This window comes from Hydrogenophaga sp. Root209 (assembly GCF_001428625.1).
In the GTDB taxonomy this organism is placed as follows: Bacteria; Pseudomonadota; Gammaproteobacteria; order Burkholderiales; family Burkholderiaceae_C; genus Hydrogenophaga.
The window spans coordinates 258956-271448 of sequence record NZ_LMIE01000001.1; the positions used below are offsets into that span (position 1 = coordinate 258956).

The following is a 12493-nucleotide window of genomic DNA, read 5'->3' on the forward strand; positions in this document are numbered from 1 at the left end:
ATGACCGAACTGCGAAACGTCGAAGCCGATCTGGCTCAGTTCCGCACCCGCTTGCTGGTGATCGGGCTGGCGGTGGTGTTCGCGTTTGGCCTGATCGCGGCGCGCATGGTGTACCTGCAGGTGGTGCGTCACGACGATCTGCTGGCGCAGGCCGAGAGCAACCGCACAGCAGTGCTGCCGGTGGTGCCCAACCGGGGCCAGATCGTGGACCGCAACGGCCGCGTCCTGGCCACCAACTACTCGGCCTACACGCTGGAGATCACGCCCTCGCGCGTGCTCGACATGGAAGCGACCATCGCCCAGCTCGGCGAGCTGATGGAAATCACTCCGCGCGACCAGCGCCGGTTTCGCAAACTGCTGGAAGAGTCGCACAGCTTCGACTCGCTGCCCATCCGCACCCGCCTGACCGACGAGGAGGTCGCGCGGTTCACCGTGCAGCGCTACCGCTTTCCCGGTGTGGACGTGCGAGCACGGCTGCTGCGCCAGTACCCCAATGGCGAGATCGCCAGCCACGTCATCGGCTACATCGGACGCATCAACCAGCGCGAGAAGGAAGCGATCGCCGACTGGGACGAGGAAGAGCAGGCCAACTACCGCGGCACCGAGTACATCGGCAAGCTCGGCGCGGAACAGAGCTACGAACAGACGCTGCACGGCACCACCGGCTTCGAGCGGGTGGAAACCTCGGCGGGCGGCCGGGCAGTGCGCTCGCTGGCCAACACGCCCGCCACGCCCGGCGACACCGTGGTGCTGTCGATCGACATCCAGTTGCAGAAACTGGTCGAGGACATGTTCGGCGAGCGGCGTGGCGCGCTGGTGGCCATCGATCCGCGCAGCGGCGAGGTGCTGGCATTTGTGAGCAAGCCCACCTTCGACCCCAACCTGTTCGTTGAGGGCATCGACGTGGAGAACTGGCGCGCACTCAATGAGTCGTTGGACAAACCGCTGCTGAACCGGGCCCTGCGCGGCACCTACCCACCAGGCTCCACCTACAAGCCCTTCATGGCCCTGGGCGCGCTGGAGACGGGCACCCGCAGCGCGAACTTCGTCATGAACGATCCGGGCTTCTGGATGTTCGGCAACCACCGCTTCCGCAGCCACGGCGACGGTGGTCTGGGCGCGGTGGACATGAAGCGCAGCATCGTGAAGTCGAGCAACACCTACTACTACTCGCTGGCCAACGAGATGGGCGTCGACGCCATGCACGACTTCATGAAACCGCTGGGTTTCGGGCAGATCACCGGCATCGATCTGCGTGGCGAGGTGCGCGGCGTGCTGCCCAGCCAGGCCTGGAAGCGCAAAACCTACAAGCGCCCGGACCAACAGCGGTGGTATCCCGGGGAAACGATTTCGCTGGGCATCGGCCAAGGCTACAACAGCTTCACCATGCTGCAACTCGCCCACGCCATGGCCACGCTGGCCAACGGCGGCGTGAAGTACGCGCCCCACCTCACCATGGCGACCGAAAACGTGATCACGCGCGAGCGCAGCCCGCTGCCCACGCCGCCGGCGGTGAGCCTGGGCTACAAGCCCGAGCACGTGCGCACCGTGCTGGAAGCCATGCAGGCCGTGACCACGGAGGGCACCTCCACGCGCGTGTTTGCCGGCGCCGGTTACGCCAGCGGGGGCAAGACAGGCACCGCGCAAGCCGTGACCATCGGCCAGCGCGACCGCTACGACGTGCGCAAGCTGGAAGAATTTCAGCGCGACCATGCGCTGTACTTGGCCTTCGCTCCGGTCGACCAGCCGCGCGTGGCGATTGCGGTGGTGGTGGAGAACGCGGGCTTTGGCGCGGCGCACGCAGCGCCCATCGCGCGGCGTGTGTTCGATTACCTGCTGCTGGATCAGTATCCGAACCCGCAGGACCTGGCGGCAGTGAGCGTGGGCCAGGCCAGCGCCCCCATGGGCACCCCGCTCAAGGCCAGCGAGATGCCCTGGCCACCGTTGGTGGCCACCCCCGCGCCGCTTCGCGTCACCCCGTAGAGCAAGCCCCCTCCGGGGCGAAATGTCCGAACCGGGAACGCCGCGGAACTGGCTTTGCCAGTCCGCAGGCGTTGCCCCCTTGAGGGGGTGACGCGAAGCGGCGCGGGGGTGAGCCTTACCTGATCCAGGCGTCGTAGGTCGTCTTCAGGATCAGCGCCGAGACCACCACGATGAACGCGATGCGCACAAACCCGCTGCCGTGTTTGAGCGCCAGGCGCGTGCCGAACAAGCTGCCCACCACGTTGGCGGTGGCCATGGCCAGCACGAAGTGCCACCAGACGTGGCCCTTCCAGGCGAAGAGCATCAGTGCGGCCAGGTTGGTGGCGGTGTTGATGAGCTTGGCGCTGGCACTGGCGTGCAGGAAGTCGTAGCCCAGCCAGCGCACGAACAGGAACACGAAAAAGCTCCCGGTGCCGGGACCGAAAAAACCGTCGTAGAAGCCGATCGTCAAGCCCAGCACGCAGGCGGCGGCGGCCTCTTGCCGGCCGCTGAAGCGTGGCGCGTGGTGGCGCCCCAGATCCTTGCGCGCCAGCGTGTAGCCCAGCACGAGCACCAGCACCAGGGGCAGCGCGCGGCGCAGGAAGTCGGGCGAGATCACGGTCACCGTCCAGGCGCCGGCCATGGACCCCACAAAGCCCACGGCCGCGGCCGGCAGCAGGGCATGCCACGGCATGTTGACGCGCCGGGCGTATTGCCATGTGGCCGCTGCGGTGCCCCACACCGAGGCCCCTTTGTTCACGCCGAACAGCGTGGCCGGGTGGGTGGCGGGAAACATGGCGAACAACGCGGGCACCAGGATGAGGCCACCGCCACCCACGATCGAATCCACGAAACCGGCGAACAACGAGGCCAGCGAGACAAGCAGCAATTCCATTCCGGGATTGTCACCTCACGCACCGGCGAAAAAAAACCGACCCTCTCGGGTCGGTTTGAGCAATCGGGCATCTCTGGAGGACGCTGAAACACGTTTTTGTGATTGGACTGGGTTGTCTCCTCGGTCCCCCGCGGTCACCAGCGCAGTGCGCTTGAGCGAGTGCATGCACTGTAGCGGCCTGCACCAGTGGTGTGCATCCGGGCTTTCCCTTGGCCGGGAGAACCCTTGGCACAGCTTATGCACTGGCCTCGGGGTCGTTGGAATCAGGTAACAAAATGCACCATAACCGTGTAACGGCCCTTCTTCGCCCACCCCGCCACCGGAGAAACATTCTTTCACCGCCCGCGCTGCTCGCCCTCCTGCTCGGACCGCTGACATCTGCTGCACAAACCGCCCCCGCCGCCACACCACCGGCGGCGGCCCTCACTGCACCCGGACTGCTGGCGGCCAGCACGATCCAGGGCGCAGACACCGCCTGGCTCATGGTGAGCACCGCGCTGGTCCTGCTCATGACGCTGCCGGGCATCGCCCTTTTCTACGGCGGCATGGTGCGTCGCTTCAACGTGATCAACACCATGGCCAGCGTGGTGGGCATCGCTGCGGTGGTGAGTCTGCTGTGGTTTGGCGTGGCGTATTCGCTGGCGTTCACGCCCGGGGGTGCCATGGGTGGCTTCATCGGCGGCGTGGAGCGCATCGGCTTCTCGGGCATGGAGTTCCTCGGCTCCACCGGACAGGTGGCGGTGAGCCACATCGCCAAACACCTGCCCGAGTCGGTGTTTGCCATGTTCCAGCTCACCTTTGCCATCATCACCTGCGCGCTGGTGGTGGGCGCACTGGTCGAGCGCATGCACTTCGGCGCGTTGCTCACCTTCACGGGCCTGTGGCTGCTGCTGGTGTACGCGCCCGTTGCCCACTGGGTGTGGGAGCCGGGCGGCTGGCTGGCGCAACTCGGCGCGCTGGACTTTGCCGGCGGCTCGGTGGTGCACGTCAACGCCGGCGCCGCCGCGCTGGTCTGCGCCTACGCCCTCGGCCCGCGCGAGGGCTATGGCCGCGAGCCGTTCATTCCCTTCAACCTGGGCCTCACCATGGCTGGCACCGGCCTCTTGTGGGTGGGCTGGTTCGGCTTCAACGCCGGCTCCGCGCTGGCGGCCGACGGCCGCGCCGGCCTGGCCATGCTGGTCACGCACATCGCGGCGGCCGCGGGCGCGCTCTCGTGGATGGGCGCGGAGTGGCTGGCGCGCAAACGCGCGTCGCTGCTGGGCCTGTGCTCGGGCGTGGTGGCGGGCCTGGTGGCCATCACGCCGGCGGCGGGCTTCGTGACGCCGCGCAGCGCACTCGTCATCGGCCTGGTGGCGGGTGTGGCCTGCTACTGGGGCGCCACCGCCCTCAAGCGCAAGCTGCGCGCGGACGACTCACTCGACGTTTTTGGCGTGCATGGTGTAGGCGGCCTGGTGGGCGCATTGCTCACCGGCTTGCTGGCCGACCCGGCCATCTCCGGCGTGGAGGCCAGCTTCATGGCGCAGGTGATCGCGTGTGTGGCCGTGCTGGCCTACAGCCTGGTCATGACGGCCGTGGTGCTGTGGATCACCTCGCGCTTCACCACACTGCGCGTGCGCGAGTTCGAAGAACGTGCCGGGCTCGATGTGTCCTTGCACAACGAAAGCTTGAGTTGACCCCCTGCGCGCCTGCCGCGCTTCCCCCAAGGGGGACGCCGCCTGGGGCCGGCGGAGCCGGAACCGCAGCGGCCCTTGACGAAGACCTGGCGCGCGCGTCGTGCCGTGATGAAGGAGCAGGCCATGAGCACCACTGATGTCTTTGCCATCGCAGCCCACCTGCATGTGTTGCTGCGTCGCAAAACCGGCCGGGTGACCGACACGGAGTGGCTGGCCAGCAACGCGGACTACGCGCGCGAGATCGTGCGGTTCACACGCGAGAAGGCCACGGCAGGCGAACACGCCGACCTGCTGGCCCTGGCCGACAAACTCGAAGCGGCCATCCCGCTGATCGCCGCCCCCGGGCGCAAGCCCTTGCTGCAGGTGGCCGCCGACACCTTGAAGGCGGGCCAGGTCAGCGCGGCGGCAGCGCAGCGCGCAGCCACACCAAGATCAGGCGGGTTTGCCCATTCGGTGCCCGGGCAACACAGTGGCTTCATCGAATCCGCTCTGATCTCGGCCTTCGGCGGGCCGCGCAAGGAAGGCGATGACCCGGATGCCCGCTACGTCGGCGGCATCCGTTAGTTCCCAGCCACCAGCCAGCGAGCCGCCTTCTCCGCAATCATGAGCGTGGGGCTGTTGGTGTTGCCGCTGGTGATGGTGGGCATCACGCCCGCGTCCACCACACGAAGGCCCGCCACGCCGCGCACGCGCAGGTGGCTGTCCACCACCGCCATGGCATCGTCGGCGCGGCCCATCTTCGTGGTGCCCACCGGGTGGAAGATGGTGCTTGCAATGTCGCCGGCCAGGCGGGCCAACTCTTCGTCGCTCTGGAACTGCACGCCGGGCTTGTGCTCTTGCGGCTGGTATTTCGCGAGTGCGGGCTGGGCCACGATGCGACGGGTCACGCGCAGGCTGTCGGCGGCCACCTGGCGGTCTTCGGGTGTGCTCAAGTAGAGCGGCGCGATCGCCGGGGCGGCGTCGGCCTTCGCCGAGGTGATGCGCACATGGCCACGGCTGGTGGGGTTGAGGTTGCACACGCTGGCGGTGAAGGCCGGGAAGCTGTGCAACGGCTCGCCAAAAGCGTCCAGGCTGAGTGGCTGCACGTGGTATTCGATGTTGGGCCAGGGCTGCGCCGGGTCGCTGCGGGTGAAGGCGCCGAGCTGGCTGGGCGCCATGCTCATGGGACCGCTGCGCTTGAGCGCGTACTCCAGCCCGATCTTCGCCTTGCCCCACAGGCTGCCGGCCAGCACGTTGAGCGTGGGGGCGCCCTGCACCTTGAACACCGCGCGGATCTGCAGGTGGTCCTGCAGGTTCTCGCCCACGCCGGGCAGCTCGTGCTGCACCGCAATGCCGTGCTGCTGCAGCAAGGCGGCCGGGCCGATGCCGGAGCGCTGCAGGATGGCTGGCGAGCCGATGCTGCCCGCGCTGAGCACCACTTCTTTCGAGGCCGACACGCGCACCGTCTGCCCGCCGCGCAACAGCTGCACGCCGGTGCAGCGCAGCTGGCCGCCGGGGTCGCGCTCCAGCACCAGTCTGTCGGTGGCGGTTTCGGTCCACACGGTGAGGTTGGGGCGGCCTTGCGCCGGCCGCAGGAACGCTTTCGATGCGTTCCAGCGCCAGCCGCTTTTCTGGTTGACCTCGAAGTAGCCCACGCCTTCGTTGTTGCCGGTGTTGAAGTCGGTGCTGGCGGGCACGCCGGCCTGCTGCGCGGCCTGCGCGAACGCGTCGAGCACGTCCCAGCGCAGGCGCTGCTTCTCGATGCGCCACTCACCGCCATGCCCGTGCAACTGCGCAAAGGCCGGGTCTTGCGCTGCGTCGAGGCGGTGGTGGTCTTCGTGCGCCTTGAAGTCGGGCAGGCAGTTGTCCCAGCGCCAGTCGTCGTCACCGGTGAGCTGCGACCACTGGTCGTAGTCGCGGCTCTGGCCACGCATGTAGATCATGCCGTTGATGCTGGAGCAGCCGCCCAGCCCCTTGCCGCGCGGGTAGCGCAGCCGGCGGCCGTTGAGGCCGGCGTCGGGCTCGGTCTGGTAGAGCCAGTCGGTGCGCGGGTTGCCGATGCAATACAGGTAGCCCACGGGGATGTGGATCCAGTGGTAGTCGTCCTTGCGGCCGGCCTCGACCAGCAGCACGCGTTTCGTGGCGTCGGCCGAGAGGCGGTTGGCCAGCAGGCAACCCGCGGTGCCGGCGCCGATGACGATGAAGTCGAAGCTCGTGTTGTTCATGAGGGCGTCTCCTCGCCAAGGTGGTCGTCGCTGAGTCCGTAGTCGCCGCGCTCGAACGCCACCAGCACCGCCTCGGCATGGGCGCGGCGGTGCACGGGCACCTGCACACGCACGGGGATCGCTCCGGCGAGCAGCGTGTAGGCCTGCACCAGGTGCGCATCGGCCACCGCCGCCGGCACTCCGGCGGCTTGCAGCACCCCGCGAAGCAGGTAGGCCTCGGTCGGGCTGAACACGGTGATCAGCGTTTGCCAGTCACCGTTGTCCGGGTCGTAGGGACTGTTGCCGTCGCTCACGCCCGGCCCTGTTTCACTTGGCGGTCGGCATGACGAATTCAGCACCTTTGGAAATCGATTCCGGCCAGCGCTGCATGATCGATTTCTGCTTGGTGTAGAAGCGCACGCCCTCTTCGCCATACGCGTGCATGTCGCCGAACAGGCTCTTCTTCCAGCCGCCGAAGCCGTGCCAGGCCATGGGCACCGGGATCGGCACGTTGATGCCGACCATGCCCACCTGAATGCGCCGCGCAAATTCACGCGCCACGTTGCCGTCGCGGGTGAAGCAGCTCACGCCGTTGCCGAACTCGTGGTCGTTGATGATCTGCACCGCCTTCGCGAAATCGGGCACGCGCACACAGCTCAGCACCGGGCCGAAGATCTCTTCCTTGTAGATCTTCATGTCGGTCGTCACGTGATCGAACAACGTGCCGCCCATCCAGAAACCCTTGCTGCAACCCTCGCCGGTCTTCGCGGCGTCGAAGCCGCGGCCATCCACCACCATCTGCGCGCCTTCTTGTGCACCGGCTTCGATGTAGCCGGTGATGCGCTGGTGCGCGGCGGCCGTGACGATGGGGCCCATCTCGGCGGCCAGGTTGGTGCCGTTGAGCACCTTCAGCGCCTTCGTGCGTTCGATCAGCTTGGGCATGATCTTGTCGGCCACATCACCCACCAGCACCGCCACGCTGATGGCCATGCAGCGCTCGCCGGCGCTGCCATAGGCCGCGCCGATCAATGCATCCACCGCCTGGTCCAGGTCGGCGTCGGGCATCACCACCATGTGGTTCTTCGCGCCGCCCAGGGCCTGCACACGCTTGCCGTGGTGGGCGCCGGTCTCGTAGATGTAGTTGGCGATCGGCGTGGAGCCCACGAAGCTGATGGCCTTCACGTCGGGGTGCACCAGCAGCGCGTCCACCGCTTCCTTGTCGCCCTGCACCACGTTGAACACGCCATCGGGCAGACCGGCCTTTTTCAGCAGATCGGCCATGAAGAGCGAGGCCGACGGGTCGATCGGGCTGGGCTTCAAGATGAAGGTGTTGCCCGCGGCGATCGCCACCGGGAACATCCACATGGGCACCATGACCGGGAAGTTGAACGGCGTGATGCCGGCCACCACGCCCAGCGGCTGGCGCAGCGTCCAGTTGTCCATGCCGGTGGAGACCTGGTCGGTGAAGTCGCCCTTGAGCAGCTGCGGGATGCCGCAGGCGAATTCGACGATGTCGATGCCGCGCGCTACCTCGCCCTGAGCGTCGGTGAACACCTTGCCGTGCTCCGCGGTGATCAGGTGGGCCAGCTCGTCCTTGTGCCGGTTCACCAGCTCCAGGAACTTGAACATCACGCGCGCCCGACGGATCGGCGGCGTGTCGGCCCAGGCGGGGAACGCGGCCTGCGCGGCGGCCACGGCGGCGGCCACATCGGCATGGTTGGCCAGCGCGACCTTGCCGGTCACGGCCCCGGTGGCGGGGTTGTAGACGTCCTGGTGGCGCGGCGACGTGCCGGCAGTGACGCCGCCCTGGATGAAGTGGTCGATCGGGATGGGAGCGTTCAACATGGGATGACCTGTTCAGCAAGTGGAATCGGGCCAGTTTAGGCCGACCCGTCCTTCACGCATAGTGCGCAGACTTGAACGGATTGTTCGATATGGTGAACAATAGACGCATGAATTCCGAAAAAGTGGAAACCCTCTGGGTGCACCTGCACTGGCTCACCGTGCTCGCGCAGCAGGGCAGCTACACCGCCGCCGCGCAACGGCTGGGCGTGAGCAAGGCCGCCATGAGCCAGCGCATCAGCGAGCTGGAGCGGGCTGCCGGCGTGCCGCTGGTGCAGCGCACCACACGCAGCGTGCGCCTCACCGAAGCCGGGCAGCAACTGGTGGATGGCATGCGCGAACCGTTCGAGCGCATCGCGCAGAGCTTCTCCAGCGTGCGCGACCTCGCCGAACTGCCGGCCGGGCGCGTGCGCGTGACCGCACCGGTGGCCTTCGCGCGCCAGCAACTGGTCCCGCGCATCGCGGAGTTCCTGCGCGCCCATCCCCAGGTGCGGCTCGAACTCGAACTCTCGGACCGCCTCAGTTCGCTTGCCACCGAAGGTTTCGACCTTGCCATCCGCCACACCGCCACACCGCCCGACACGCACGTGGCCTGGGCACTGTGCGCCACCCGTTCGGTGCTGGTGGCCAGCCGTGCCTACCTGCGCCGCCGTGGCACCCCCACCGCGCCGCAAGACCTGGCACAACATGACTGCCTGCACTACCCGCGCGGACAGGACACGCCCGCCTGGCACTTCCAGCCGACCGACTCCCGCCGCAAGGGCGGCACGCAGCGCACCACCGTTCCCGTGTCCGGACCCTTCAGCGCCAACAACAGCGAGGCCTTGCGCGACGCGGCCATCGCCGGTCTGGGCATTGCACTGGTGCCCGACTTCAGCGCCCAGTCCGCGCTGCAGGCGGGCAAGCTGGTCGAGGTGCTCGATGACTGGGAGTCGGTGGGCGGTTTCAGCACGCACCTCTACGCCATCCGGCCCTACGCCAGCCATGTGCCGCGCGCGGTCGCGGCCTTCGTGGCCTGGCTGCGCGGGGCGCTGGCGGAAGGGTTCCCGACCCGCGCGTGAGGCCCGGTCTTGCGCCTGAGCTGGCTCAGTCGATGCGGATCTTGTTGCGCGCAATCAGATCGCGGTAGGTGGCGGTGTCCTGCGCGATGCGCGCGCTCAGGCTTTTGGGGCTGGGATCGTCCACCCGCCAGCCTTGCTGGAACAGTTTCTGGCGCATCTCGCGCTGGTTGAGGATCTTGCCCAGTTCGCTGCTCAGCAGCGCCTGGTGGGCCGCCGGCATGCTGGACGGGGCCATCACGGCGTTCCACACCTCGATGTTGACGCCCTGGGCACCAATGTCTTCCATGGAGGGCAGCGTGGGGGCGAGCGGGCTGCGCCGGGCCGAGGTGACGGCCACGGCCTCGAGCTTGCCGGCCTGCACCAGCGGGTTCACGGTGGAGGCCGGCAACAAGCTCATCTGGATGTGCCCGCCCAGGATCGCGTTGATGATCGGCGGCCCGCCATTGAAGGGCACGTCCAGCGGGTTGATGCCCACCGCCTGCTTGAGCAGTTCCATGCCCAGGTGCCCGCCCGACCCCGGCCCGATGGAGCCATAGGACAGCTTGTCGCCGTCGGCGCGCATCTGCTTCAACACCTCGGCGATGGGCCGCTCGGCACCCGCCTTGTTCGTGACCCAGACCAGGGGCGCGGCGCCGATCAGCGCGATCGGTGCGAACGCGGTGGCCGGGTCGTAGGGCAACTTCGTGTACAGGTACTTGGAACTGGTCAGTGGCCCGTTGCCGATGACGCCGATGGTGTGGCCGTCATCGGCGCGCGCCAGCAGATCGGCGCCGATGTTGCCGCTGGCGCCGGGCCGGTTCTCGACCACCACCGGTTGCCCCAGCGCGCGGGACAGCGGATCGGCAATCAACCTGGCCTGCATGTCGGGCGAAGAACCGCTGGGGTAGCCCACCACCAGACGGATCGGCTTGGTGGGCCAGGGCGCGGCGGACTGCGCCGAGGCGCTCAGGGGCGGGACAGCAAGGCCGAGTGCGAGCAGGCCGGCTCGGGCAAGAAAGGTGCGCTTGGGGTGGGTGTTCATGGTGTCTTGTCTCCTGGGTTGAATGCATGGAACAGGTCGCCGCGCGCCGGTTGGCGGCTGGAGAGCGGCGCCTGCAGCGCGCTCTGGCGAACCTGGGTGAGCTGCTCGAAATACGCCGGCCCACCCAGCGTCCGGAAGTCGGGGCCGAGCGAGCGCAACAGGGCTTCGGTGCCGTGGCGCAACGCGGACAAATCCCCATGCTGCAACAACACCACCAGGCTGGCCGCGCCAGACGCGCCGCCGAGAGGCGGGTTGGCGAGGGGATGGTCGTCGCTGGGTCGGCACAGCCCCCAGTGTGCGCACACCAGGTTGGCCCCGTCCACCTGCCGCTGCAGCAGGGTCCGCAGGCGGGCGGCCGCCTCCGACGTGTGTGCCTCCAGGTGCAGTGTGGCCAGGCGGCTGGCCGACGAGACGCCGATCGTTGCGCCAAGCTCGCACGGCAGGCGCAGGAAGCCGCTGAGTTGGCTGCGCATGCGGGCCGACCACGGCGTCGGATGGTCCACCAGCGCGCGGTATTCGGGTGTGGTCAAGGCGTCGAGCGAGCGCAACCAGTAACAGGTGAAGTAGCGCACGGGGCCGTCCACCGATCGGTAGCGGATGCCCTGAACGAAGCCGGGCGAGCCGACGCGCTCGGGCACGTGTTCGAAGGTGTGCCAGACCTCGTACTCGGGCACCGCGCCCGCATCGGCGACGCCGTTCCACAGCGCGAGAAAGGCCGCTGCCGGCCCGACACTCATGGCGCCACGCTTTCTTCGGCCCATTCGGCGTCGGGCTGCACCATGACCTTGGTGGCGGTCCGGTTGCGCGCCAGGGCAAAGCCCTCTCCCGCACGGGAGAGCGGCACGCGGTGCGTGATCATGTGGCGCAACAGGGCCTGATGCCGGCCCATGAAGGCCACGACATCCGGCCAGGCGCTCTCGGGCGAACGGTACGAGCCGCGCAGGGTCTGGTGCCGGCGCACGAGGGCGGTGAGATCGATGGCCACAGGGGCCGCATGGATGCCGGTGATCACGAGAACGCCATGGGCCTTCAAAGCCTTCAGAGCGGGGGCCACGACGGCCGACGCGCCCGTGGCCTCGATGACGACATCAAAATGCCCTGCGTCGAGGTAAGGCGCCAATCCCCGCTCCAGGCCGATGTCGGCCACGTCGACGAGGTCGTCGAAACCCAGGCGGCGCAGCACGGCCATGCGCGGCGCATCGCCGTGCCCCGCCACCACGACCTGTGCCGCGCCCGCCTCGCGGGCGAACAGCGCGATGCCCTGGCCGATGTTGCCCGGGCCCAGCACCAGCACACGGTCGTCGGCCTTCACGCCCCCGGTGCGCACCGCCTCCAGGCTCACCGACAGCGGCTCGGCCAGCGCGGCCACCAGCGGGTCCATGCCCGCAGGCACGGGCACGCAGTTGCGCGCTGGCACCACGACCCAGTCGGCGAAGGCACCGTGGCGCATGACGCCGATGCCCTGGCGCGTGGTGCAGGCGTCGAAGTCCTGGGTCAGGCAGGCGGCGCAGCGGCCGCAGACCACCGAGGGACGCACGGTGACCAGCTGGCTGGGAGCCAGGCCCGTGACGCCCTCGCCCCACGAAGCCACCTCACCGCTGAATTCGTGGCCGATGGTGACCGGCAGGGCGCTGGTCATGAAGTGGTAACTCGGCGTCCATTCGTCGATGTGCAGGTCGGTGCCACACACGCCGGTGGCCTTGATCCGGATGAGCACCTCGCCCGGGCCGGGCGCGGGCGGCTCACTCTCGTGCAGTTCCAGGCCGGGGCCCGGGGCAGGTTTTCGCAGGGATTTCATGGGCGCCATTCAAGCTGTGTTGGCCCGCAGTCTCGGCCGTCCTGACATATACGTCAAA

General features: G+C 68.2%; 11 protein-coding genes. 4 read left to right on the top strand and 7 right to left on the bottom strand.

Annotated features, from left to right (window positions below; all coding sequences use genetic code 11):
- Window positions 1-1983, top strand: a complete 1983-nt coding sequence (gene mrdA, locus ASE11_RS01300) for a penicillin-binding protein 2 (protein ID WP_056264680.1) — start codon at window positions 1-3, stop codon at window positions 1981-1983.
- A 115-nt stretch (window positions 1984-2098) separates the two neighbouring features.
- On the opposite strand, the gene ASE11_RS01305 is transcribed toward mrdA, so the two are convergent.
- Entirely contained in the window at window positions 2099-2857 is a 759-nt protein-coding gene (locus tag ASE11_RS01305) for a sulfite exporter TauE/SafE family protein (RefSeq protein ID WP_056264684.1), read from the bottom strand.
- Between the two features lie 275 nt (window positions 2858-3132).
- Here ASE11_RS01305 and ASE11_RS01310 point away from each other — a divergent pair, with 275 nt between their 5' ends.
- Window positions 3133-4530, top strand: a complete 1398-nt coding sequence (locus ASE11_RS01310; RefSeq protein ID WP_082585430.1) for an ammonium transporter — start codon at window positions 3133-3135, stop codon at window positions 4528-4530.
- Between the two features lie 123 nt (window positions 4531-4653).
- A complete protein-coding gene (locus tag ASE11_RS26950) occupies window positions 4654-5094 on the top strand; it encodes a hypothetical protein (RefSeq protein WP_321166253.1) in 441 nt (146 codons plus the stop codon).
- Here ASE11_RS26950 and ASE11_RS01320 read toward each other — a convergent pair.
- Genes ASE11_RS01320 through ASE11_RS01330 form a run of 3 tightly spaced genes read right to left on the bottom strand, consistent with a single transcriptional unit; the run spans window position 5091 to window position 8558 of the window.
- Window positions 5091-6734, bottom strand: coding sequence for a GMC family oxidoreductase (locus tag ASE11_RS01320; protein ID WP_056264686.1), 1644 nt, complete (start codon window positions 6732-6734; stop codon window positions 5091-5093). The two genes, ASE11_RS26950 and ASE11_RS01320, sit on opposite strands and share 4 nt — an antisense overlap.
- A complete protein-coding gene (locus ASE11_RS01325; RefSeq protein ID WP_056264689.1) occupies window positions 6731-7027 on the bottom strand; it encodes a putative signal transducing protein in 297 nt (98 codons plus the stop codon). The genes ASE11_RS01320 and ASE11_RS01325 overlap by 4 nt, the downstream gene beginning before the upstream one ends.
- A gap of 13 nt (window positions 7028-7040) precedes the next feature.
- Window positions 7041-8558, bottom strand: coding sequence for a CoA-acylating methylmalonate-semialdehyde dehydrogenase (locus ASE11_RS01330; protein WP_056264692.1), 1518 nt, complete (start codon window positions 8556-8558; stop codon window positions 7041-7043).
- A 107-nt stretch (window positions 8559-8665) separates the two neighbouring features.
- Here ASE11_RS01330 and ASE11_RS01335 point away from each other — a divergent pair, with 107 nt between their 5' ends.
- Complete coding sequence (locus ASE11_RS01335) at window positions 8666-9616, top strand: LysR family transcriptional regulator (RefSeq protein WP_056264696.1); 951 nt, start codon at window positions 8666-8668, stop codon at window positions 9614-9616.
- Between the two features lie 25 nt (window positions 9617-9641).
- On the opposite strand, the gene ASE11_RS01340 is transcribed toward ASE11_RS01335, so the two are convergent.
- The 3 genes from ASE11_RS01340 to ASE11_RS01350 are packed head-to-tail and all read right to left on the bottom strand — an operon-like array spanning window position 9642 to window position 12435.
- Window positions 9642-10637, bottom strand: coding sequence for a Bug family tripartite tricarboxylate transporter substrate binding protein (locus ASE11_RS01340; protein ID WP_056264700.1), 996 nt, complete (start codon window positions 10635-10637; stop codon window positions 9642-9644).
- Window positions 10634-11374 (bottom strand): antibiotic biosynthesis monooxygenase family protein, encoded by a 741-nt coding sequence (locus ASE11_RS01345; protein WP_056264703.1) that lies wholly within the window; start codon window positions 11372-11374, stop codon window positions 10634-10636. The genes ASE11_RS01340 and ASE11_RS01345 overlap by 4 nt, the downstream gene beginning before the upstream one ends.
- Entirely contained in the window at window positions 11371-12435 is a 1065-nt protein-coding gene (locus ASE11_RS01350) for a zinc-dependent alcohol dehydrogenase (RefSeq protein WP_056264706.1), read from the bottom strand. Before ASE11_RS01350 ends, ASE11_RS01345 begins: the two co-directional genes overlap by 4 nt.
- Window positions 12436-12493: the final 58 nt, after the last annotated feature.

Coding starts and splice junctions, on each gene's coding strand:
- mrdA (WP_056264680.1), top strand. CDS start 1: ATGACCGAACTGCGAAACGTCGAAGCCGATCTGGCTCAGTTCCGCACC.
- ASE11_RS01305 (WP_056264684.1), bottom strand. CDS start 2,857: ATGGAATTGCTGCTTGTCTCGCTGGCCTCGTTGTTCGCCGGTTTCGTG.
- ASE11_RS01310 (WP_082585430.1), top strand. CDS start 3,133: ATGCACCATAACCGTGTAACGGCCCTTCTTCGCCCACCCCGCCACCGG.
- ASE11_RS26950 (WP_321166253.1), top strand. CDS start 4,654: ATGAGCACCACTGATGTCTTTGCCATCGCAGCCCACCTGCATGTGTTG.
- ASE11_RS01320 (WP_056264686.1), bottom strand. CDS start 6,734: ATGAACAACACGAGCTTCGACTTCATCGTCATCGGCGCCGGCACCGCG.
- ASE11_RS01330 (WP_056264692.1), bottom strand. CDS start 8,558: ATGTTGAACGCTCCCATCCCGATCGACCACTTCATCCAGGGCGGCGTC.
- ASE11_RS01335 (WP_056264696.1), top strand. CDS start 8,666: ATGAATTCCGAAAAAGTGGAAACCCTCTGGGTGCACCTGCACTGGCTC.
- ASE11_RS01340 (WP_056264700.1), bottom strand. CDS start 10,637: ATGAACACCCACCCCAAGCGCACCTTTCTTGCCCGAGCCGGCCTGCTC.
- ASE11_RS01345 (WP_056264703.1), bottom strand. CDS start 11,374: ATGAGTGTCGGGCCGGCAGCGGCCTTTCTCGCGCTGTGGAACGGCGTC.
- ASE11_RS01350 (WP_056264706.1), bottom strand. CDS start 12,435: ATGAAATCCCTGCGAAAACCTGCCCCGGGCCCCGGCCTGGAACTGCAC.